This window comes from Streptomyces sp. NPDC091371 (assembly GCF_040684275.1).
GTDB lineage: Bacteria > Actinomycetota > Actinomycetes > Streptomycetales > Streptomycetaceae > Streptomyces.
This window is the reverse complement of sequence record NZ_JBFBFP010000052.1, coordinates 18,000-38,801: the sequence shown is the minus strand read 5'-3', so window position 1 is coordinate 38,801 and position 20,802 is coordinate 18,000. Positions and strand designations below refer to the sequence as shown.

Sequence of the window (20,802 nt, the reverse complement as noted above, 5' to 3'; positions counted from 1 at the left end):
CGGGCCGCGAAGGCACCGCCGTATTCGTCACTGTGACGTGAATTTGCCTGAACTCGGCCGTAGTTCAGCCTAGCTCTGCGATGCTGGACGCCGATCGAGAGGGGCAGCAGCAATGCAGTGGAAGATCCACGGGGAACGTCCGATCTACGAGAACCCATGGGTGAACCTGTGGCTCACCGATGTCGAGACGCCGGACGGGCACCGTTGGGAACACCACGTCGTCAAGCTCCGCCACCTGGCCGTGGCCGCTGTCATCAATGACCGCCAAGAGGTCCTGATGATGTGGCGCCACCGCTTCATCACGGATGCCTGGGCCTGGGAACTGCCCATGGGCCTGGTCGAGGCGGATGAGACCCCCGGCGAGGCTGCTGCCCGTGAAGTCCTAGAAGAGACCGGCTGGCGTCCAGGCCCGATGAAGCCGCTGATCTACGCCGAACCGGCGAACGGCATCACGGACTCGCAGCACCACCTGTTCCGCGCCGACGGCGCCACGTACGACGGGCCGCCGACCGAGAAGAACGAGTCGGACCGGATCGAGTGGATCCCGCTGGCGAACATCCGGGGCATGATCGACCGCCGCGAGATCGTCAGCAGCGGCTCTCTCGTCGGCCTCCTCTACGTCCTGATGGACGAAGGGGTTCGCTGACCCGGCGGGGGAAGCACTGCTCGTAGACGTGCCTCGAAGGCAACCGCGGCCGGCACCTCGCGATAGGGCGCAAGCTGCTCGTAGAACTCGCGAAGGTGCCCGGTCACACGCTCGGACGACACAGCGGTGGCGGGCGCCAGTGCCCCTATCGCTGTGTGGCAAGCCTGGTCGAGCTTGCCTCGCTGGAGCTGCGTACGGGCCAGCCATAAGGCATGGAACGCCCGGCCCCGCTGGTTCGCAGGATCCTCCCGCGCCAGCGCATCCGCGATCAGCGGTTCGGCGATCGCCGCCTCGCCGAGACGGCCGTGCGCGATGCCCGTGTCCACGATGAGCTTCGGCTCATCGAAGTACGTCACCCATGCCGGGTCCGGGTCGCCGTCGTGGATGCGCTCGAACTGGCTGTGGGCCTCGGAGATCGCGGCATGTGTCGCCCTCCGGTCCCCCAACGTCGCGTGGGCGAAGGCTTCGCGCATGGCCAGCATCGCCCGCACCCTCGGCGTCGTCCCGATGGCGGCACGGGCCTGGTCCTGGGCGGCCGACACGAGGGCAAGGGCATCCGCCGGCTTGTCCTGGTAGGTCGCTTGCAGGCTCATGCAGGCCAGCACGTTGGCCATGAAGGGATGGTCGTCGATCTCCCTGGCTAGTTGCAGGGCTTCCGAGAAGTACGCGCGGGCTTGGTGGTACTGCCGAGCATCGAAGTACGTCCACCCGGTCAGTCGCGCCAGCTCCGCCGCAACGCCGTACAGGCCGTGCTGTATCGGTGTTGGCCGCTGATCCTTCAGCAGCCCCTCGACGTATCGAAGCTGGCCGACGACGGCCGGTCGAAGGGTCTCCCCTCCGTGCTCGTCATCGCGTCGCCAGTAGTCCTCGATCGAGGACCGGAGCGCCTGGAGAGTGGAAGGGCTCGGCTTGGCCCCGGCAGCCAAGGCAAGGATGCTGTCCACCTCCACCCCGGGTAAAGCCGCAAGCGGTCTGGGATCGGCGGGCGAGTGCATAGCCTCCGGTGGCTCACGTTCGGCCAAGGCAAGCGCAGCCGGCGTTTCCCACTCCCGTCGCGCAAGCCCGAGCATGTGCCCCGGGATGCGCAAGCCGTCGGCAATCCGCTCGATCACGTCCATGTGGAGGAGCTGCCGCTGGCCTGCGATTACCTCACCCACCCGGCTCGGCGTCAGCTCGCACTGGCGCGCGATCATCGACGGGTAGATGCCTGCCCGAGCCTTGACCAGGCGAAAGACCCTCGCGAAGTCACGTACGCGGCACGCGTCGATCATCTCGGGATCGGTGAGCAGACTTGCCGGTAGTTCCTTCGTGCGACGTGGCTCGGGCATGGGGCACGCTCCGGAGGAAGACTACGGATCGCTTCAGGGGCTCAACCGACCGTGATGTTACCCAAGTTGGGTAATCCGCTGGGCCTTTCTGGCCAGTCGTCCTGATCGCGATCCTTCTGGACATGGCGAAGCGACCTAGCACGACCGCCTTGAACGATTCGGCGGGAACTCCTGACACAGAGCGTACGGCCCTCGGGAGAACCCCTGACCTGGGCATAGAACCCCGCGTCCTGATGAGCATCCGGGTATCGCGGGACTCGGGCCGGACGTGGTCGCCGAGCACGCAGGTCCTGGAAGGCGAACCGTTCGACATCCTCTCCAACCCCGGCCGCTACCCCCCGTGCCAGTGCCCCCGCTGTGGCGGTGCGTCGTCTTCGGCGCGTGCCCTTCAGTCAGCGTCCATCGCGCCGGGGGCTGCGTAGTGGGTGCGAGCGAGAATCCCGGGTCCGTGGTCAAGCCCCGTGGGGCTGGCGCCAACAGCTCGCCGTGCGCCTCTACGCCGCTGCCGTCACCGTCCTGGTGGTCGCCCTGGCCATCGCTGGCGATCCCGGCCGCGGCAACCGGCTTCCGTAACGAAGCCCGCGTTCGCTCGATTCGTGGCCTCGTGCCACCCCCCGTCTCCTCCCACGCCCGGCAACAACAGGGCTGGTGAGGCACGCCCCCATCGGGGCTGGGCCGGCACCCGTCGGCCCTGGACTTCCAGGAAATGGAGACACACATGGCAGCGCAGACGGAGAACCTCCTGATCAGCGTCGAGAGCCTGATCAAGGTTCAGGACCGTTTCACCGCCGCGGCGGCGGAGTCCGACTCCACCGGCACCTCCGCAGGCGACGACGGTGAGAACCGCGACGGCCTGAACCTGCCGCAGGAGTAGCGCCACCAGCACGCCGCTGCACCAGCCGGTGGCCCGTCGTCTACGGCGGGCCCCCCGCCCTCACCCCCATGACGCAGACCGGAGGAACACGTGGACCACCACTTCGTTACCGGGATGGAGAAAGCCCTCGGCTGGGATGGCCCCGGTGAACTCGGAGCCGCTTTTGCCCGGGGAACGATCGGTGACCTTGATCTGCTCGATCGCCTGCTCAATCCCAGGAAGCTGCTGGACCTGGTGATGCGCCGCAGCGTCACCACGCCCCAGTTCCGCATCTTCCAGGACGGGGCCGAACTGCACCCTGGCCGCTACATCCACCCCTCCGTCACCCGGCGGGGACAGGCCATCCCCATGGCCGACATGCACCGCGTCGGCGCGCTGATGCGTGAGGGCTGCACCATGGTTCTGGACGAGGTCGACTTCTTCGACCCGGCCATGGAGGCGACCTGCCGCGCGCTCCAGTGGTGGGCCCGCGAGCTGGTGCAGGTGAACGCCTACCTGACCACCCAGGACGCCAGCGGCTTCAAGCTCCACTGGGACGACCACGACACCGTGATCGTCCAGCTCGCCGGCCGCAAGAGCTGGGAAGTCCGTGGTACCTCGCGCAAGGTTCCGATGTACCGCGACTCCGCCCGCAACGCCGAGCCCAGCGATGAGATCGTGTGGCAGGGCGTCATGGAGCCCGGCGACGTGATGCACATCCCGCGGGGCTTCTGGCACCAGGCCACCCGGGACGACCAGGGCGACGGCTACAGCCTGCACGCCACCTTCGGCATCGTGAAGCGCGTTGGCGTGAACTGGCTGGCCTGGCTCGCCGACCAGGCTCGCACGCAGGAGCTGTTCCGGTACGACCTGGGCCGTTGGAACTCCCCTGGCCAGTGGGAGGGGCAGCAGCGGCTCCTGGCCGACGCCGTCGCCGAGATGGCTACGAAGCTGAACCCGCAGGACTTCCTCGATGCCCGCGAGCGGGAACGTCTGGCCGCCCGGCACATCCCGGCCACCGGCCTGTTCGGCAAGCCCGCGGCCGTGGTGTGCGTCACCGATTTCGAGCCCGTGGTCAAGCAGCACGGCGAAACCGTGGACGTGCTCGCCGCGGGCAAGAAGCTCACGTTCACCGGCAAGGCGTACCCCGCCCTCGCCCTGCTGCTGAGCGGCCACCCCGTCGACATCGCCGATGCCGCCGAGAAGACCGGCCTGGACGTGGAACAGCTCGCCGAGATCCTGCTGAAGGAGGAGCTGTGCACGGAGCTGACCCCCGCCTTGTCCTCGGCCTACACCGGTCTGGTCACCACCGCGACATCCTGACGGCCGCACTCGACCTCGGCGTCACCGCCCTGGACACCGCGGCTCCCTATCTCGGATTCCGCTCACACGCGGTACTGGCCGAGACTGCGACCGATCTACTGCCGAAGTTCGCCCTCTCCACGAAGGTGGGCTTCTTCCCGGGCACCGGAGGTGCTGAGCACTCCCTCGATCCGAGCCGGCTGCGCCTGGCCATCGAGAAGGCGGCCCGGGAACTCGGCAGGGAACCTGACACCGTGCTCCTCCACAACCCCGAACTGAGCCTCACGGGCCTGTCCCCAGCCGAGGGCCATGTCCTCCTCGGCAACGCCTGCACTGCCCTGGCCGACGCCGCCCGTGACGGCCTGTGCCACGCCTGGGGTGTGGCCTCCTGGGACGCCAGGCCGCTCGGCAGGGTCCGGGTGGACAACCTGCCGTCTCCGGACGTCCTCATGGTCCGGGCCGGGTTCCTCGTGGGCATCGACCTCCTCGACGCCACCACCGTCCTGGGCACCGACTGGCAGGCGGGCGAGACCTGGGGCATGAGCCCCTTCGGGGGCGGACACGGGAAGGTATGGGAGGAGTTCGACCCTCGGCCGTTCCTGCGACCGCATGACGGGGATCTGTCCCGCATACAGGCGGCGTTCCGGACCGCGTTCCACCTGCCGAGCGCTACCGCGGTGGCGGTCGGCACCGACGACCCAGGCCACCTGACCCAGCTGGTCCAGGCCCTGGGGGCAGAGGTGGACACCACCGCTGTCAGTCAGTACCTGTGGGCCCTCCACGGGCACCGTCAGAGCTGAAGCTCGGCCACCAGGCGTTCGGCCTCCTTCCGGGCCGGCGCCAGCAGCGGATCCTCCTCGTACGCGTAGGGTCCGACGATCTTCGACAGGAAGAACAGCGACATCAGCTTGCCGTCCCGGCTCGCCAAGTCCGCACGCCGCTCATGGCGGACGCGGTCCGCAAGAACCGGGACGGCAAGTGCGTTGCCCCACAAGGTTGCGGCGTCCAGGCCCCGGGGCGCCATGCCCCAGTCCTCCCAGTCGATGATGGAGAACTCCGGTCCCATCACGTTGGCCCAGGTCAGATCCGCATGAGCCGGCGCCCACCGCTCGATCCTCGTATCGGTGATGCCAGGGAAGACCTCCCCGAGGGTCCGCGTCACCTGCTCCTGCGTGATCGTCACCGTGTCCGGCGTCGCGATCCGCGGCGTCCGCTGTGCGGCAAGCGCGTCCAGTGAAGTGTTCAGCGCCTCCCACCACGAGTCCGGCAGGCCCGGATCTTCGAGCACCAGGGCGCCCTTGCCGACAGGCGGCGACGCAATCAGCTCCAGCTCATCCGCGCGCCACATCACCGGCTCGCCCGGCTCGCGCCACGCCACACCCTGGTACCACTCGGGCATCACAACCCCTTGCAGCACAGCGGCGGCCTCGGTCCCGTTCCAGCCCTGGGGGCCGATCCGCTCGAATCCCCGCCGCTCGATCCGCACCCACGTACCCCGCTCCGTACGGCCGCCCAAGGAACGGCGCTTGCGTACCAGCGCCTGCCGATCCAGTCGCACATGCAGGGCCTCTTCCACGCGCTCCAGCACCTCTTCCACCGGCTGACGGCGCAGATCCACCTGGGCAGCAACGGGCAGGGAAACAGTCATCACGACCTCCTCGGCGAACGGACGACCGTAGCAGGAAGAGGCCGACACGATCCGTCCGTCAACACAGAGCACATCAACTTCCGCCCGTTCATTGGCCGTTGCCGAAGCAGCGCCCGCCTTGCCCTCGCGGCCGGCCGCCCCGGCCACGGGTGGGTGGACTGCAATCTGCGGTGGCCTGTACGGGCTTGGCGTGCGGCTCGCTCCCCTACGAGGACGCGGCCGCGGAGATCGTCGCGAGTGCGGGCTGGGGGACGGCGCGGGCCACGGCGGTGAGCACCAGGGCCGGGCCCGCCAGCCAGCGGCCCTCGTATACCGGGTCTACGGGTGGGGGGACCGGGGGGTGGAGGGTGGCCTTGAAGGTGCCCGTGGGGGAGAGGGTGAGGGTGGCTTCGCGGAAGCCGAGCCAGATGCCGGTGGCCGGGTACCAGGCCTTGTAGGCGGCCTCCTTCGCGGAGAAGAAGATGCGGTCCCAGGAGAGGGAGGGGTCGGCGGTGGTGAGGGCGGCCAGGTGGGCGCGTTCCTTGGCGGAGGCGATCAGGGAGAGGACGCCCTTGGGGAGCGGGCCGGCCGGTTCCGCGTCGATGCCCAGGGCCGCCAGTGAGGAGGCGCGGGCCGCCACCGCGCCCCGGTAGCCCTCGCAGTGGGTGATGCTGCCCACCACGCCCGACGGCCACTGGGGGGCGCCGCCCGGACCCGGGAGCAGGGCGACCGGAGGGGCGCCGAGATCCGCGAGGCAGCGGCGGGCGCAGGCGCGGGCCGTCGCGAATTGCAGGCGCCGACGCTCCCGGCGGCCCTCCATCAGGGCCGCCTCGGCCGGGAACAGAGGAGCGGGCGCCGCGTCGTCGAAGGCTTCCGACGACGTGACGCCCGGGGGGAGGAGTTCCTCGATCAAGGCCGGGTCACCTCACCGCGAGGCGAGCGAGGTGAGTTCGGAGACCGCGGACACGGCTAGGTGCGGTCGTTCGAGGGGGAGCATGTGGCCCGCGTCCGGGACCCGTTCGAAGCGGGCGCCGGGTAGGACGCCCGCGAGGGTTTCCGCCAGCGCGATGTCGATCACCTTGTCGGCCTCCCCGTGCAGGACCACCGCCGGGATCGTAACGGACGCCAGCGCCTCTCGGAGGTCCCAGCCACGGGTGCAGCGGAAGAAGTCCGCCCGGACCCGGGGGAGCGTCGCGGCGAACATCTGGCGGTTGACGTCGAGGATGATCGGATCTACGCCTTTGGCCATCGTGGAGCCGAGCAGTTTGCGGCCCAGCCACGGGCGGCGCAGGGCGCGGGAGAAGACGGGGCTGCCCATCATCTTCACCTCGCTGTCCGGGGTGTCCTGGCCGTGCGCCGCCGTGCCCAGCAGGACGAGGCCGCGCAGCCTGCCCGCGGAGGGGGAGGTCGCGGCGTACGAGAGAGCGGCGAAACCGCCGCCCGAGTGGCCGACGACCACCGCTTCGCGGGCGCCCGTCTCCGCGAGTACTGCCGCCAGGTCGGAGCCGAGGCGTTCCACCGAGACCGGCGTGCGGCCCTCCGTGGAGGCGCCGTGGCCGCGCTGGTCGTACAGCACCACCCGGTGGCCGGCCCGGATCAGCCGGTCCGCGACCGTGCCCCACGCCCGGCGTGCGTGCGCCCAGCCGTGGACGAGGACCACATCGCCGGATGAAGGGGTGCCTGGGAGTGGGGCTAGCACGGTGACCGCCAGGTCGGCGCCGTCGTCCGTACGGATTGTTAGCTCGTGGGTGGTCTCGGGGGTCGTCGTCACCGCGGCACCGCCGACAGCTGCCGGCCCAGGGATTCGAAGGCGGCGAGGGTGCCCTTGGAGTGCTCCGCGCCCAGGTCGGCGACTTTGGAGAGCAGCTTCAGCCAGCCGTGGGGGGTGCCCACGAAGTGCATGGAGATCCGGGTGCGGCCGTCGGGGAGCGGGTCGAGGCGGAAGGTGCTCGGGCCCCGGAAGACCCCGTCCACGTACTCGATGTCGAGCCGGCGGCCCGGCTCCACCGCCACCGTGCGCGAGGTGAAGCGCAGCTTCAGCCCGCCCTTGTCGGAGCCCTTGGTGTGTACGGTCACGCCCACTTTGCCGCCGACCTCGTCGGGGGAGCCGGAGATGGTGGTGAACGTGTTGGCGGGGACCCACCACTTCTGCGCGCCGCGGAACTCGGCGAGGAGGGCGTCCCAGACGGCGTCCGCCGGGGCGTCGATCACCGCCTCGTCGATCAGGTCGTACGTCGTCATGTCGAAGCCTCCAGTGGAGAAACGTCCAGGAAAAGGGAGTGGCGGGGGCGGGGTCCCTCTCCCCGCCCCCGCCGGAACTCCACGACCGGTAGGGCCGCCGTCAGGCGAAGAAGCCCTGGCCGGGCGTGAAGGTGTTGTTGGGGTCGTACTTCCGCTTGGCGTTGCAGAAGGCCGTCCAGCGGTTGCCGAAGTGGGCCTTCCAGTCGTCCCGGGTCATGTTCGGGATCGAGCCCACCAGGTAGCGCTTGGCGCCCATGGCGCGCGCGATCTCGTACAGGCGGCGGTTCTGGTCGAGCATGCCCTGGATGTCCGCGCCCGGGTTGGGGAAGCGCAGCAGGTCGAAGAGGTAGCCGACCGACTCGTTGGGCTGCACGGCGAGGGGCCGCTTGATCTTCGAGGTGAAGTACGGGTAGAAGAGCAGGAACCCGCCGCCCAGCGACTCGGCGTTCATCTCCCGCTCGACCTGCTGCATGAAGGTCTTCGTCTTCGACGCCGGCAGGAACATGCTCAGCCACGGCTTGGGCTGGTACCAGTGGCCGGATTCCTTGAGGTACGCCTCGTAGGCGTCCAGGCGGAACATGTAGTCCCGGTACGAGACGTCCTCGATGACCGCCTCGGCCCGTACGTCGCTCAGGTCCGCGAGGAGCACGTTCCGGTCCGGCGGGGTCGTCGTGTAGGTGGCGCCGACCTCCATCTTGTAGCGCCAGCCCGACCCGTCGGGCTTCTGCAGCATTTCGCCCGCGTGGACCTGGAACCGGCCCTCGGCCATGACCTTCTCGGAGTCGGCGAGGTAGGTGGTCACGTCGTTGTAGAAGAGGCTGAAGATGACCGAGCGCGTCGGCGCCGGGATCAGCTTGACGTTGACCCGGACGATGATGCCGACCTGGCCGCCGCCCGACAGGGCCGCGTTGAACAGGTCCGGGCGCAGCCACGGGGTGGCCGTGACCAGCTTGCCGTCGCCCGTGATGATGTCGATGGCCTGGACCGTGTCGCACATCAGGCCGTACTTCTGCACGGTGCCGCCGATGCCGCCGATGGAGATCGTCCCGCCGATGGAGATGTACAGGTAGTCCGGGAGGGCCGGCGGGGTCTTGCCGAGCGCGAGGGTGGCGTCGGTCAGCTGGCCCCACGTCACGCCGGCCTCGACCACGGCGTAGTCGCTGCCGATGGACAGGATCTTCGACATGCCCTTGGCGTCGATGGAGATGCCGCCCGGGACCCGGGCCTGGCCGTACACCGAGTGCGACTCGATGTCGTTGCCGGTGCCGCCCTGGCCGTTGACGGCGACCTTGATGCCGTTGACCCGGGCGAAGTTGACGATCTTGACGATGTCGTCGATCCCGGCGGGCCGCAGCACCGCCCACGGCTTCGCGTTGTCCCACAGGTGGCCGAAGTCGTGGCCGAAGGAGTCGACCGTGGCCGGGTCCGTCGTCAGGGTGCCGGCCAGTCCCGGAACCGGGACGATGTTCGCGTTGCCCGCGGCCTCGGCGGCCGTCGCCCAGCTCTGGTCGACCGCGTTCCAGCCGACGACCGCGACGGCGGTGGCGGCGATGCCGCCGAGGATCCTGCGCCGCGAAGGCTGCGCGACGGCGCCGGCGGAGTCGGCGGAGGGGCCGGCGGTGGTTCTTGGGGTAGTGCTCATCTGGGTGCGTCTCCCGAATCCCGTGGGCGTACTACTGGTGAGGTACCGGCTTGCTGGTGCGCACCTGTGAGGCGAGCTGGTACTCGCTCAGGTCGAAGCGCTTGGTGGCGCCGCGGAAGCGCCAGGTGTACGTCGGCCAGATCGACGGATTGCGGCCACTGGCGTCCAGGTACCAGCTCTGGCAGTTGCCCGCGTTCCACACGGTGCCGTCGAGCTTGGCGTCGAGCGCCTTGTTGTACGCGTCCTGCGCCTCCTGGCGGACCTCGACGCTGGCCAGGCCGCGCTTCTCGATCTGCTTCAGCGCGTCGAGGACGTACGCGATCTGCGCCTCGATCATCACGACCTGCGAGGAGTGCCCCAGGGTCGTGTTCGGGCCCAGCAGCATGAAGAGGTTGGGGAAGCCGGCGATGGTCGTGCCGCGGTGCGCGGACATGCCGTCCTTCCACGCCTCGCGCAGCTGCACGCCGTCCCGGCCCCAGATCCGCTTCGCGACGGGGCGGTCGGTGGCCTGGAAGCCGGTGCCCAGGATGATGGTGTCGACCTCGCGCTCGACCCCGTCCTTGCCGACGATCGACTTGGCGCGGACCTCGGCGATCCCGTCGGTGACCAGGTCCACGTTGGACTGCTGGATCGCCGGGTACCAGGTGTTGCTGAAGAGGAGGCGCTTGCAGGCCATCACGTAGTCGGGGGTGAGCTTGGCGCGCAGCGCCTCGTCCGGGACCGACTTCTTCAGGTGGTCGCTCGCCATCTTCTGCATCTTCCCGGCGACCTTCGGGCGGGCCATGACGAAGGCCAGGATCTCCCGGCCCCACATGTTGAAGTTCCGCCGGAAGTTCTGGTAGCCGGGCAGCGAGCGCAGCAGCTTGGCCTGGAGCGGGCTGGTCGGCTTGTCGTTCTTCGGGCCGATCCACGGGGGCGTGCGCTGGTAGAGGTCCATGTGCCCGACCTCGGGCTGGATCTGCGGTACGAACTGGATGGCCGAGGCGCCCGTACCGATGACGGCGACGCGGCGGCCGGCCAGGTCGTGGTCGTGGTCCCAGTTCGAGGAGTGGAAGACCTTCCCCTCGAAGTCGCCGAGGCCCTTGATGTCCGGCACGGCCGCCTCGCTGAGGTAGCCGGTGCCGGTGACCAGGACCTGCGCGGTGTACTCGCCCTGCGAGGTCTCGATCTTCCAGTGCCGCTCGCCGTCGTCCCAGCGGGCGGCGACCAGTTCGTGCCCGAACCGGATGTGGGGGCGCACCCCGAAGCGGTCGGCCGTGTCGCGCAGGTACGCGTACAGCTCGTCGCGCTTGCCGAAGGTGGACTTCCAGTTCGGGTTCTGGGCGAACGAGAACGAGTAGAGGTGGGACATGACGTCGCACGCACAACCCGGATAGCTGTTGTCGCGCCAGGTGCCGCCGACCTCGTCGGCCCGCTCGAACACCAGGAAGTCGTCGATGCCCGACTGCAGCAGCCGGATCGCGGTGCCCAGGCCCGAGAAGCCGGTGCCGATGACCGCGACCCGCAGGTGGCGGGTCGGGCCGCCGCCGCTGCCGGGGACCGACGCGGTGCCCGTCAGCGCCCCGCCGTCCTTGGCCGGGTTGAGAATGCTCGCCACGTCGGCCTCCTTAACGGCGCGTGATGGTGACGCGGAAGTTGTTGAAGAACTTGTCCTCGAGCGTGTACGCGAAGATGTCGAGGTAGCGCTCGAAGCGGGAGACGACCTCCTCGCCCTCCATCGCCACGGCCTCGTCCCGGCGCTCGGCCAGCAGGACCAGCCAGGCGCGGCAGGCCATCGCGAAGGACTCGCGCTCGTTGACGACCTCGTCGATCTCGAAGAGGCCCTCGGCGGCCGAGCTCAGCTCGTGCAGGTGGGGGATGTGGCAGCCCTCGAACTCGGAGCGCTGCAGGAACTTCAGGTCGTCCAGGAGCGCGCGGTTCATCGGCAGCGCCTCGGCGGTCATGGTGTGCAGCACGAACTTCGCGCCCGGGTTGAGGGCGTTCGCGACCTGCTGGAAGAAGTAGCGGTAGCGCTTGGTGCGCTCCTTCGGCGGCAGGTTGGAGGAGACGAAGTGCTCCAGCGCGTTGATGCAGAACGCGGCGTCGTACTTCTCGCTGTCGTCGGCGACCTTGTAGTCCGCCCAGCTCTGGACCAGCGTGGTGATCTTCGGGTTGTTCAGCCCGTCGATGAAGGCTTCCTGGGTGCGGGACAGGGTCAGGCCGACGGCCTGCTCGGCGCCGTGCACGGTGGTGAGGCGGTTGAGCATGGTGCCCCAGCCGCAGCCGATGTCCAGGACCCGCCGGGTGGAGCCGGCGCGGACGCCCGCGAGCTCGGCGAACTTGTCGAGCTTGCGCTCCTGGGCCTCGTCCAGGGTGGCGACGAGGTCCTCGCCGTCCTCCCAGTAGCCGCCGGAGTACATCATCGTGGGGCCCAGCAGGAGCCGGTAGAAATCGTTGCTGACCTCGTAGTGGTGCCTGATCGCATCGACCTCGGGGTCCACCGACTTGGGGGCGACCGTTGTCATCCTGATCCTCTTTCCTGCGTGTCCGGCGGGCCGTATTTCCGAATTCGCGTCAGAGAAAACCGGATGCCCCGCAAGGCGTGCGCAAGACGGGCCGGATCCGGCCGCCGGCGGCGTGTTGCGCGTTCCTTGCGGGGGCGGCGCTTTTATCGCTCTCGAAAACCAGACACGTACTGCCGAGTTGCATTGCCGAGAGAGGACCGACCAATGTCGCTGCCCACCATCGAAGAACTGGCGAGCCAGCTCGAGGCCGTTTCGGGTGCTGCGGAGGTCAGCCCCGACGCCCCGCTCCAGCACATCGCGGACGTCGACTCGCTGGACCTGATGGAGTGGCTGTACGGGTTCCAGAACCAGTACCCGCACATCCCGGCCGACGAGTCCCTCTTCGCCGACCTCGACGACACGACCACCCTCCGTGACGTGTACGCGAAGATCGTCGACCTCGTCCCGGCTCAGGCGTAGCGAGGGGTGACGTGACCGGCTTCGACATCACCGGGTGGGGCATGTCCGTACCCGAACGCATCGTCACCAGTGCCGAGCTCGCCGAGCGGTTCGGCGTGGACGAGCACTGGATCACCAGCCGCTGCGGCATCAGCGAGCGGCGGGCGGTCGACCCGGGGCAGACCACCGCCTCCCTGGCCGTCGAGGCCGGCCGGCGCGCGCTGGAGAAGGCGGGCCTGACCGGCGCCGACATCGCCCACCTCATCGTCGCGACCGCCACGCCCGAGCAGCCGTCCCCGGCGACCTCCGCGTTCGTCCACCACGAGCTGGACATCGCGGGGAGCGCGCACGACGTCAACTCCGAGTGCGCCGGGTTCGTCTACGGGCTGGTGTCCGCGATGGCGCTGATCGCCATCGACCCCCGCCCGATCCTGCTGATCGGCTCCGACACCCACACCCTGACGGCCAACCCGGCCGACCGGGACCTGTCCATCCTCGTCGGCGACGGCGCGGGCGCCATCGTCCTGCAGCCCGGCTCCGAGAACCGGGTCAAGGCGTGGAACCTGGGCGCCGACGGCGCCTGCACCGGCTCGCTCAAGGTGCTCGCCGGCGGCAGCCGGATGCCGACCACCCAGGAGACGCTGGACGCGGGCCTGCACTACGCGCAGATCAACGGCAACGAGATCTACCTCAACGCCGTCCGCTACACCGTCCGCACCGTGCGCGAGACGCTGGAGAACGCCAAGGTGGACGCGGCGGACGTCGACCACGTCGTACCGCACCAGGCCAACATCCGGATCATCAACTCGATCCTGTCGCACACCGGCCTGCGCCAGGAGGCCCTGATCACCAACCTCCAGAAGTACGGCAACACGGCCTCGGCGTCGATCCCGATCGCGCTGACCGAAGCGCTGGACGAGGGCCGGATCAAGGTCGGTGACAAGGTCCTGCTGGCCGGCTTCGGAGCCGGCATGACATGGGGTTCGATCCTGATGGAGTGGGGCGGTGTCGCGGCATGAGCAAGAACAGTGCGGGTGAGCGCCCGGAGTCCCCGGTCGCGCTCGTGACCGGCGCCTCGGGCGGCCTCGGCCAGGCCCTGGCGCTGGAGCTGGACGCGCTGGGCTGCCGGGTCGCGGTCCACTACAACAGCTCCAAGGAGGCCGCGGAGGCCGTCCGGGAGAAACTCGTGAACCCGTCGGTGCTGGTCACCGGTGACGTCGGGTCCTGGGAGGCCACCCAGGCCCTCTACGCCCGGATCACCGAGGAGCTCGGCCCGGTGGACGTCCTCGTCAACAACGGGGCCATCCGCAAGGACAGCCTGATGGCCATGCAGAACCCGGCGGACTGGGCGCAGGTCATCCAGACCAACCTCATCGGGTCCTTCCACACCGCCCGCGCCTCCGTTCCGTACATGCTGCGGCAGCGGTGGGGCCGGGTGATCAACATCGTGTCCCCGTCCGGCATCATCGCGACGGCCGGGCAGACGGCGTACTCGGCGTCCAAGGCCGGTCTCATCGGATTCACCCGGACCCTGGCGTCCGAGTGCGGCCGGCGCGGGGTGACGGTCAACGCGCTGTCCCCCGGCTTCATGATCACCGGCATGACGAACACCCTCCCGGAGCGCGTGATCGAGGGCATGGAGGACAAGGCCCCCATCCCCCGCTTCGTCACGGTCGAAGAGGTCGCCCGCAGCGCCCGCCTCTTCCTGGAGCAGGACTGCATGACGGGCCAGGTCATCAGCATCGACAGCGGAGTCTCCATCACCTGACCCCCGGATCTCCTCCCCCTCTCGGCCCCGGCCTCCCTCCCCCCGGGGAGGCCGGGGCCGCTCGCCGTGCCTTGTCGAGGGGCGTACGAAGAAGGCCGCCGCCGCGGAGTTCCCGCGGCGGCGGCCTTCTTCACGGGCGAGGGTCAGGCGGCGGGGAAGGACACCGCCCCGTGCGCGGCGCACCCGTCGCCGGCCGGGGAGCGGCGCGGGCCCGGCGCGCGGTGGTCCACCTCGAAGACCCCCATCAGCACCGGGTCCAGGCAGGTGCAGGAGCGCGGGGCCGGCCGGGGCTCCGGGGTGCGCAGCAGCTCCAGGTACGCCGCCTCCGTCTCCGGCGCGGGGTCTATGCCGAGCTCCTCCGCCAGCACCTCCCGCAACTGCTGGTAGCTGCGCAGCGCTTCGGCGCGGTTGCCGGCCCGGGCGTGGGCCGCCATCCGGCAGCGGTAGGCGCTCTCCCGGAACGGGGCCCGGCGCACGGCCTCCTCCGCATAGCGCAGGGAGTGGTGCTCGTCGCCCAGGGCGGAGGAGGACAGGCTCGCGATCTCCAGCGCCTTCAGGCGGAGTTCCTCGAGCTGCACGCGCATCGCGTCGACCCATTCGCCCTCGTGCGAGGGCAGGAACGAGCCGCGCAGGTTCGACACCGCGCCGGCCGCGAGCTGCTGCGCGACTGGGTAGGCGCCCGTCGCGTACGCCTCGGCGGCCTCCGTCACGGCGACCTCCGCGCACTCCACGTCGACGGCCGCGTCCTGCGGCAGCCGCAGGACGTACCGGCCGCCCTGCGCGACGAGCGGGGTGACCCCGGGCTGGTCCTGGGGCGTCGTGACGAAGGTGCGCACCCGGCTCACCAGGCTGCGCAGTGCGGAAGCCCAGGTGTCGGGCAGCCCCTCGGGCCAGATGGTTTCGGCCAGTTGGTCACGGTCCGTGCCCCCGGCCCGCTCCATGAGCAGCCGTGCGAACGCCACTTGGGCCTGGGCGCTCGACAGGTGTTGTGGCGGTGCTCCGTCCGGCTCGATCGTGACAAGGCCTACGAGTCTGATCAGCACTATGCACTCTCCGAAACGGTCGTCATCCGGCCGAGTCCCCCAAGGTCGTGCGATTCAGAGAATAGCGGCGTCCTGCTCTTGCGTCGCTCTTGCGCCCCACGAGCCTTAATGGAATTCCACTAGAGCCCCGCCGGAAAAAGGGCGGAGCGCCGATGGAGTTCCGGGTCCGCCGGACGATCACGACGAGGAGAAGCAACGTGAACTCATCCGCTGCCTGGAAGCGCTTGGAGCCGAAGCTGGCGTATTTCCGTGACCGCGTCGCATCGCTGGAATACGAGCCCAACCGGAAGAACAGCTTCGTCGCCTACACGGCCGAGCGGGACTCCGCCTACGCCGACCAGGACGGCCGCCGGCTGCTGATGATGTCGGGCTACTCCTACCTCGGCCTCGCCGGCGACGAGCGCGTCGTCGCCGCCGCCAAGGCCGCCGTCGACCTCTACGGCACCGGCAACCACGGCGTGCGGGCCCTGGCCGGCACCACCCCCCTGCACGAGGAGCTGGAAGCCGAGGTCGCCAAGGTGGCCGGCCGCGAGAAGGCCCTCGTCTTCGGCTCCGGCTACGCCGCGAACACCGGCACCGTCGGCGCGATCGTCGGCCCCGGCGACACCGTCTTCATCGACAAGTACGACCACGCGAGCATCGTCGACGGCTGCAAGCTCTCCGGCGCCACCGTCACCCGCTTCCGCCACAACGACGTCGCCCACCTGGAGCGCCGCCTCGCCGCCGCCCCCGACACCGGCGTCCGCCTCGTCATCGTCGACAGCGTCTACTCCATGGACGGCGACATCGCCCCCCTGGTCGACCTGCGCAAGGTCTGCGACGCCCACAACGCGCTGCTGATGGTCGACGAGGCCCACGCGCTCGGCGTCATCGGCGCCACCGGCAAGGGCATCGAGGAGCACTTCAACCACGAGGTGAAGGTCGACGTCAAGCTCGGCACCCTCTCCAAGGCCATCCCCTCCATGGGCGGCTGGGTCGCCGGCTCCGCCGAGTTCATCCACCACCTGCGCTACGCGGCCCGCCCCTTCCTCTTCTCCGCGGCCCTCGGCGGAGCCCAGACCGGCGCCGCCCTGGAGTCCCTGCGGATCCTGCAGCGCGAGCCGTGGCGGGTGGAGTTCATCCAGAAGCAGTCCCAGCGCTTCCGCGACACCCTCAACGAGGCCGGCATCAGCACCGTCGACAGCGAGACCGCCGTCGTCCCCGTCATCGCCGGCTCCGACCACGCCGCCTACGACCTGGCGACCGTCGCCCGCAAGAACGGCGTCATCGGCCTCCCCGTGGTCACCCCGGCCGTCCCCAACGACCTGGCCCGGCTGCGCATCGCGATCACCGCCGCCCACACCGAGGCCGACCTCGACTTCGCCGCCGACGCCTTCATCAAGTCCGCGCGCGAGTGCCGGATCATCTGACCGCCCTCACGACGACCGCTCACACGCCTGAAGTACGTCCTGAAGGAGCAGACATGCCTGGACCGTCCAGGGGCAGTTCGGCGCGGCCGCCCGTAGCCATCACCGGCATGGGCGTGGTCACCCCCGGCGGGTGCACCCCGGACGAGCTGTGGCAGACGCTGCGGGCCGGCCGGTCCACCGCCGCCGAGCTCACCCACTTCGACCTCAGCCGGCACCGGGTCCGGATCGGCTGCCGGGTCCGCGGCCTCGACGGGCTCGCCGGGCTCGTCCCCGCCAAGGAAGCCCGCCGGATGGACCCCTTCGCCCACTACGGAACGGCCGCGGCCCTCGCCGCCCACCGCGACGCGGGATCGCCCACCGCCGAAGCCGGCCGCACCGCCATCGTCGTCGGCAACGCCGTCGGCGGCCGCGCCACCAGCGACCTGGAGTCCGCCCACTTCACCGAAGGCGGCCCGGCCAAGGTCAACCCGCTGATGCCGCTGATGACGATGCCCAACGCGGCCGCCGCGCACATCGCCATCCGGCTCGGCTGGACCGGACCCGCCCTCACCGTCGCCAACACCTGCGCCAGCGGCGCCGACGCCATCGGCCACGCCCTGATGCTCCTGCAGACCGGCCGCGCCGACCTCGTCATCGCCGGCGGCGCCGAGCACACCCTCACCCCGGTCACCCTGGCCGGCTTCGGCAACCTCAACGCGGTCTCCTTCCGCAACGACGACCCGGAGCGCGCCTCGCGCCCCTTCGACAAGGACCGCGACGGCTTCGTGATGGGAGAGGGCGCCGGGTTCGTCGTACTGGAACGGCTCGAGGACGCGACCGCCCGCGGCGCGAAGACGTACGGGCTGGTCGCCGGATACGCCGCCACCGCCGACGCCCACCACCTCGCGATGCCGCTGCCCGACGGCGCCGGAGCCGCGGACGCCATGGCCGGAGCCATCGCCGACGCCGGCCTCGACCCCTCCGACATCGTGCACGTCAACGCGCACGGCACCTCGACCCCGCACAACGACCGGTCCGAGGCGGCCGCCCTGCGGAAGGTGTTCGGCACCGCCCAGCCGCCCGTCACCGCTCCCAAGTCGGTCATCGGCCACCTCATCGGCGCCGCCGGCGCCGTCGAACTCATCGCCACCGTGCAGGCCATGCGGCACTGCGAGGTGCCGCCCACCGCCAACCACGAACAGCTGGAGCCAGGAATGGACATCGACGTCGTCCACGGCGCACCCCGCGCCGTGCCCCCGGGACCCGCGATCACGAACTCCTTCGGGTTCGGCGGCCACAACTCCTCCGTGGTGGTGACGCCGGTATGACGCTCCTGTCGCTGCCCTCCCCGGTCCGCACGCTCACCGTCACCGAGCCCCAGATCACCGACTACCGCGGCGCCGCCCGGCGCGGGCTGACCACCGCCCGCCCCGGCCAGGCCTCGCCCGTGCACACCTTCGTCCTCGCCCACACGGTGGCCGAGCAGACCGTCGCCGCACTGACCGAGGCAGAGCCGGGCCCGGTGTCGGTGGTCCACCTCGGCCAGGACATCCGCACCGTCCGCCCGGTCCGGCCCGGCGAGGAGGTGACCGTACGGCTCGACGTGCTCGGCATACGCAAGGAGCCGCGCGGCGCCCGGATCGCCCTGCGGGTCCGGCTCCACGGCGAGGACGGCCCGGAACCCTTCGCGGAACTGGTCATCTCCGCCCTGCTGGTGGGCGCCACCCTGCTGGAGCCCTTCGGCGACATCGCGGGCGGCCCCGCCGCACCCAACCCGCTCGGGGCCGGCGAGCCGCAGACCGCGGTGCACGAGCTGACCACCGACTGGATCAGTACGTACGCCCACGCCTCCGGCGACCTGAACCCCATCCACCTCGACGAGGAGGCGGCCCGCGGGGCCGGCTTCGACACCGTCATCGCGCACGGCATGAGCGTCGTCGCCCTCGCGGTGGAGGAGGCCGTGGACCGCTTCGCGGGCGGCGACTCCGCCAAGGTGCGCGGCCTCGGCTGCCGCTTCTCGGCCCCCGTGCCGCCCGGCATCCCGCTGGAGATCACCTTGCAGCCCGACGCCGAGGCCCGCGTCGTCCGCTTCACCTGCAAGACCCCGAAGGGCGCGGCCGTCAAGAGCGGCTGGATCGCGTTCGACCGGCCGGCCGCGGCGGAGGCGGGTGAGGCGCCGTGACCACCACCGCACCCGGGATCCCCGCCACCCCCGTCGTCGAACTCGGGCTCCTCGGCGGATTCCTGACCCAGGTCCGCGACCGCCCCCACGCCACCGCGCTCCTCTTCAACGGGGCCGAGACCACCTACCGCGAGCTGTACGAGCTGGCGGGGCAGGAACGGGACCGGCTCGCCCGGCTGGAGCTCGCCCCCGGCGTCCCGGTCGGCGTCCTCGCCGACAAGTCCCCGGCCGCCGTGGCCCTCGTACTCGGATGCCTGCTGGCCCGCCGGCCGCTGCTGCTCCCGTCCCCCGCCCTCGCCGACACCCTGCTCGCCGATCTCTTCGCCCAGGCCGGCTGCGCCCACGTCCTCGCCCCCGGCGGCGAGACCGCCCGAGTTGCACCCAACCCGGACGTCGCCGCCCAGCCGCTGCCGGCCGGCGAGGCCGCCGACACGGCCTTCATGCTCACCACCTCCGGCTCCACCAGCCTCCCGAAGATCGTCCCGATCACACTGGACGCGGTGGACCGGTTCACGCGGTGGGCCGGGAACGCCTTCGAGATCGGCCCCGACCGGACCGTCCTCAACTACGCCCCCCTCAACTTCGACCTCTGCCTCCTCGACGTCTGGACCACCCTCGCCCGCGGCGGACGCGTGGTCCTCGTCGACCCGGCACTGGCCGCCCACGGCCGGCACCTGAGCGATCTGGTGAAGCGCCACGAAGTGCACGTGGTGCAGGCCGTACCGATGGCCTTCGGGCTCCTCCAGGACGCCGCCGCCAAGACCGGCGACATCTTCCCGGGCGTGGAGCACGTGATGTTCACCGGGGACGCCATCCCCGACCGGACCTTCGCGGCCCTGCCCGCCCTCTTCCCCAAGGCCCGCATCCACAACATCTACGGCTGCACGGAGACCAACGACAGCTTCATCCACGAGGTCGACACGTCCGCCGTGTCGTTCCCGCCCGTCCCCATCGGGCGGCCGCTGCCCGGCGTACGGGCCCTCGTCCTCGACCCCGACACCCTCACCCCCGTCGAAGGCCCCGGCAGCGGAGAGCTGTTCGTCTCCACGCCCTTCCAGACCCGCGGCTACCTCGACCGGACCCGGCACGCCGACAAGTTCACCGACCACCCGCTCGGCCTCGACGACCGCCGCTGGTTCCGCACCGGCGACCTCGTACGCCGCGACGGCGCCGGCACCCTGCACCTGACCGGACGCACCGACTTCCAGGTCAAGGTGCGCGGAGTCGCCGTCAACACCGCCGAGATCGAACGGGTCCTGCAAGAACACCCCGAGGTCCTGGAAGCGGGAGTCGCCGCCCTGCCCGACCCGATCGCCGGCAAGCGGCTCGTCGCCGGCGTCCAGCGCGCCCCCGGATCCACCCTGACCGGCCTGCAACTGCGCACCCACTGCGCCCGGCACCTGCCCAGGGCCGCCGTGCCCCACCAGCTCACCGTCACCGACGCGCCGCTGCCGAAGACGGCCACCGGAAAGGTCGACCGCAAGGCGCTCGACCGGCTCGACCGGCTGACCCTCAGCACCGGCTCCACCACCACACCCGTCGCCACACCTCTCGCCGAAGGAATCCCGTCATGAGCAACGTCGACACCATCAAGAACTTCGTCATCACCGAGTTCCTCCCGGGCACCCCGGCCGCCGAACTCGCGGTCGACCACGACCTGCTCAACGACGGGGTCATCGACAGCCTGGGCGTCCTCAAGCTGATCGCCTGGGTCGAGGACCGCTTCGAGCTCGCCATCGGCGACGAGGACCTGGACCCCAACAACTTCCGCAGCGTCGAGTCCATCGACACCTTCATCACCCAGGCCCGCAGCACGGCCGCCGCCTAGGCCAACCACCCA

The 20,802-nt window shown here is 70.4% G+C and carries 21 protein-coding genes; 12 read left to right on the top strand and 9 right to left on the bottom strand.

Annotation, left to right across the window (positions count from 1 at the left end):
* The first annotated feature begins 112 nt into the window (after window positions 1-112).
* A complete protein-coding gene (locus AB0O21_RS34895; RefSeq protein ID WP_365178154.1) occupies window positions 113-646 on the top strand; it encodes an NUDIX hydrolase in 534 nt (177 codons plus the stop codon).
* Here AB0O21_RS34895 and AB0O21_RS34890 read toward each other — a convergent pair.
* Window positions 616-1,974, bottom strand: a complete 1,359-nt coding sequence (locus AB0O21_RS34890; protein WP_365178151.1) for a helix-turn-helix domain-containing protein — start codon at window positions 1,972-1,974, stop codon at window positions 616-618. The two genes, AB0O21_RS34895 and AB0O21_RS34890, sit on opposite strands and share 31 nt — an antisense overlap.
* A 718-nt stretch (window positions 1,975-2,692) precedes the next feature.
* Here AB0O21_RS34890 and AB0O21_RS34885 point away from each other — a divergent pair.
* From AB0O21_RS34885 to AB0O21_RS34875, 3 genes are all read left to right on the top strand, one after another.
* A complete protein-coding gene (locus AB0O21_RS34885) occupies window positions 2,693-2,848 on the top strand; it encodes a hypothetical protein (protein WP_365178149.1) in 156 nt (51 codons plus the stop codon).
* Between the two features lie 90 nt (window positions 2,849-2,938).
* Complete coding sequence (locus AB0O21_RS34880) at window positions 2,939-4,150, top strand: cupin domain-containing protein (RefSeq protein WP_365178146.1); 1,212 nt, start codon at window positions 2,939-2,941, stop codon at window positions 4,148-4,150.
* Window positions 4,084-4,929 carry an aldo/keto reductase gene (locus AB0O21_RS34875; RefSeq protein WP_365178143.1) on the top strand — a complete coding sequence of 282 codons (846 nt, stop codon included), beginning with the start codon at window positions 4,084-4,086 and terminating at the stop codon, window positions 4,927-4,929. Before AB0O21_RS34880 ends, AB0O21_RS34875 begins: the two co-directional genes overlap by 67 nt.
* Here AB0O21_RS34875 and AB0O21_RS34870 read toward each other — a convergent pair.
* From AB0O21_RS34870 to AB0O21_RS34840, 7 genes are all read right to left on the bottom strand, one after another.
* Window positions 4,920-5,777 (bottom strand): hypothetical protein, encoded by an 858-nt coding sequence (locus AB0O21_RS34870; protein ID WP_365178200.1) that lies wholly within the window; start codon window positions 5,775-5,777, stop codon window positions 4,920-4,922. The two genes, AB0O21_RS34875 and AB0O21_RS34870, sit on opposite strands and share 10 nt — an antisense overlap.
* A 205-nt stretch (window positions 5,778-5,982) precedes the next feature.
* A complete protein-coding gene (locus tag AB0O21_RS34865; RefSeq protein WP_365178140.1) occupies window positions 5,983-6,669 on the bottom strand; it encodes a 4'-phosphopantetheinyl transferase superfamily protein in 687 nt (228 codons plus the stop codon).
* Between the two features lie 12 nt (window positions 6,670-6,681).
* Window positions 6,682-7,527: an alpha/beta hydrolase gene (locus tag AB0O21_RS34860; RefSeq protein WP_365178138.1), complete on the bottom strand. Its 846-nt coding sequence runs from the start codon at window positions 7,525-7,527 to the stop codon at window positions 6,682-6,684.
* Window positions 7,524-7,997, bottom strand: coding sequence for an SRPBCC family protein (locus AB0O21_RS34855; protein ID WP_365178135.1), 474 nt, complete (start codon window positions 7,995-7,997; stop codon window positions 7,524-7,526). The genes AB0O21_RS34860 and AB0O21_RS34855 overlap by 4 nt, the downstream gene beginning before the upstream one ends.
* Window positions 7,998-8,097: 100 nt before the next feature.
* Window positions 8,098-9,639 (bottom strand): FAD-binding protein, encoded by a 1,542-nt coding sequence (locus tag AB0O21_RS34850; protein WP_365178132.1) that lies wholly within the window; start codon window positions 9,637-9,639, stop codon window positions 8,098-8,100.
* A 31-nt stretch (window positions 9,640-9,670) separates the two neighbouring features.
* A complete protein-coding gene (locus AB0O21_RS34845; protein ID WP_365178129.1) occupies window positions 9,671-11,236 on the bottom strand; it encodes an NAD(P)/FAD-dependent oxidoreductase in 1,566 nt (521 codons plus the stop codon).
* 10 nt (window positions 11,237-11,246) lie between these two features.
* On the bottom strand, window positions 11,247-12,143 hold the full coding sequence (locus tag AB0O21_RS34840; RefSeq protein WP_365178127.1) for a class I SAM-dependent methyltransferase: 897 nt from the start codon (window positions 12,141-12,143) through the stop codon (window positions 11,247-11,249).
* 204 nt (window positions 12,144-12,347) lie between these two features.
* Here AB0O21_RS34840 and AB0O21_RS34835 point away from each other — a divergent pair, with 204 nt between their 5' ends.
* The 3 genes from AB0O21_RS34835 to AB0O21_RS34825 are packed head-to-tail and all read left to right on the top strand — an operon-like array spanning window position 12,348 to window position 14,349.
* Window positions 12,348-12,602: a hypothetical protein gene (locus tag AB0O21_RS34835; RefSeq protein WP_030390264.1), complete on the top strand. Its 255-nt coding sequence runs from the start codon at window positions 12,348-12,350 to the stop codon at window positions 12,600-12,602.
* Between the two features lie 11 nt (window positions 12,603-12,613).
* A complete protein-coding gene (locus AB0O21_RS34830; protein WP_365178124.1) occupies window positions 12,614-13,600 on the top strand; it encodes a ketoacyl-ACP synthase III in 987 nt (328 codons plus the stop codon).
* Complete coding sequence (locus AB0O21_RS34825) at window positions 13,597-14,349, top strand: SDR family NAD(P)-dependent oxidoreductase (RefSeq protein ID WP_365178121.1); 753 nt, start codon at window positions 13,597-13,599, stop codon at window positions 14,347-14,349. The genes AB0O21_RS34830 and AB0O21_RS34825 overlap by 4 nt, the downstream gene beginning before the upstream one ends.
* 143 nt (window positions 14,350-14,492) lie before the next feature.
* On the opposite strand, the gene AB0O21_RS34820 is transcribed toward AB0O21_RS34825, so the two are convergent.
* The gene (locus tag AB0O21_RS34820) at window positions 14,493-15,392 is read right to left on the bottom strand and encodes a bacterial transcriptional activator domain-containing protein (protein ID WP_365178118.1); all 900 of its coding nucleotides are present in this window, start codon (window positions 15,390-15,392) and stop codon (window positions 14,493-14,495) included.
* Window positions 15,393-15,589: 197 nt separating this feature from the next.
* Between AB0O21_RS34820 and AB0O21_RS34815 the strand changes: the two genes are divergently transcribed.
* From AB0O21_RS34815 to AB0O21_RS34795, 5 genes are read left to right on the top strand one after another with little or no spacing between them, the layout of a single operon-like run.
* Entirely contained in the window at window positions 15,590-16,801 is a 1,212-nt protein-coding gene (locus AB0O21_RS34815; protein ID WP_365178115.1) for an aminotransferase class I/II-fold pyridoxal phosphate-dependent enzyme, read from the top strand.
* Window positions 16,802-16,854: 53 nt separating this feature from the next.
* Window positions 16,855-18,108: a beta-ketoacyl-[acyl-carrier-protein] synthase family protein gene (locus AB0O21_RS34810; protein ID WP_365178112.1), complete on the top strand. Its 1,254-nt coding sequence runs from the start codon at window positions 16,855-16,857 to the stop codon at window positions 18,106-18,108.
* Entirely contained in the window at window positions 18,105-18,962 is an 858-nt protein-coding gene (locus tag AB0O21_RS34805; protein ID WP_365178109.1) for a MaoC family dehydratase, read from the top strand. The genes AB0O21_RS34810 and AB0O21_RS34805 overlap by 4 nt, the downstream gene beginning before the upstream one ends.
* Window positions 18,959-20,536: an AMP-binding protein gene (locus AB0O21_RS34800; protein ID WP_365178106.1), complete on the top strand. Its 1,578-nt coding sequence runs from the start codon at window positions 18,959-18,961 to the stop codon at window positions 20,534-20,536. The genes AB0O21_RS34805 and AB0O21_RS34800 overlap by 4 nt, the downstream gene beginning before the upstream one ends.
* Window positions 20,533-20,790: a phosphopantetheine-binding protein gene (locus AB0O21_RS34795; protein WP_365178104.1), complete on the top strand. Its 258-nt coding sequence runs from the start codon at window positions 20,533-20,535 to the stop codon at window positions 20,788-20,790. Before AB0O21_RS34800 ends, AB0O21_RS34795 begins: the two co-directional genes overlap by 4 nt.
* The last annotated feature ends 12 nt before the right edge of the window (window positions 20,791-20,802 follow it).

Excerpts from the sequence above, each read along its gene's own strand:
- AB0O21_RS34895 (WP_365178154.1), top strand. The coding sequence starts at position 113 with ATGCAGTGGAAGATCCACGGGGAACGTCCGATCTACGAGAACCCATGG.
- AB0O21_RS34890 (WP_365178151.1), bottom strand. The coding sequence starts at position 1,974 with ATGCCCGAGCCACGTCGCACGAAGGAACTACCGGCAAGTCTGCTCACC.
- AB0O21_RS34885 (WP_365178149.1), top strand. The coding sequence starts at position 2,693 with ATGGCAGCGCAGACGGAGAACCTCCTGATCAGCGTCGAGAGCCTGATC.
- AB0O21_RS34870 (WP_365178200.1), bottom strand. The coding sequence starts at position 5,777 with ATGACTGTTTCCCTGCCCGTTGCTGCCCAGGTGGATCTGCGCCGTCAG.
- AB0O21_RS34855 (WP_365178135.1), bottom strand. The coding sequence starts at position 7,997 with ATGACGACGTACGACCTGATCGACGAGGCGGTGATCGACGCCCCGGCG.
- AB0O21_RS34850 (WP_365178132.1), bottom strand. The coding sequence starts at position 9,639 with ATGAGCACTACCCCAAGAACCACCGCCGGCCCCTCCGCCGACTCCGCC.
- AB0O21_RS34840 (WP_365178127.1), bottom strand. The coding sequence starts at position 12,143 with ATGACAACGGTCGCCCCCAAGTCGGTGGACCCCGAGGTCGATGCGATC.
- AB0O21_RS34835 (WP_030390264.1), top strand. The coding sequence starts at position 12,348 with ATGTCGCTGCCCACCATCGAAGAACTGGCGAGCCAGCTCGAGGCCGTT.
- AB0O21_RS34825 (WP_365178121.1), top strand. The coding sequence starts at position 13,597 with ATGAGCAAGAACAGTGCGGGTGAGCGCCCGGAGTCCCCGGTCGCGCTC.
- AB0O21_RS34810 (WP_365178112.1), top strand. The coding sequence starts at position 16,855 with ATGCCTGGACCGTCCAGGGGCAGTTCGGCGCGGCCGCCCGTAGCCATC.
- AB0O21_RS34805 (WP_365178109.1), top strand. The coding sequence starts at position 18,105 with ATGACGCTCCTGTCGCTGCCCTCCCCGGTCCGCACGCTCACCGTCACC.
- AB0O21_RS34795 (WP_365178104.1), top strand. The coding sequence starts at position 20,533 with ATGAGCAACGTCGACACCATCAAGAACTTCGTCATCACCGAGTTCCTC.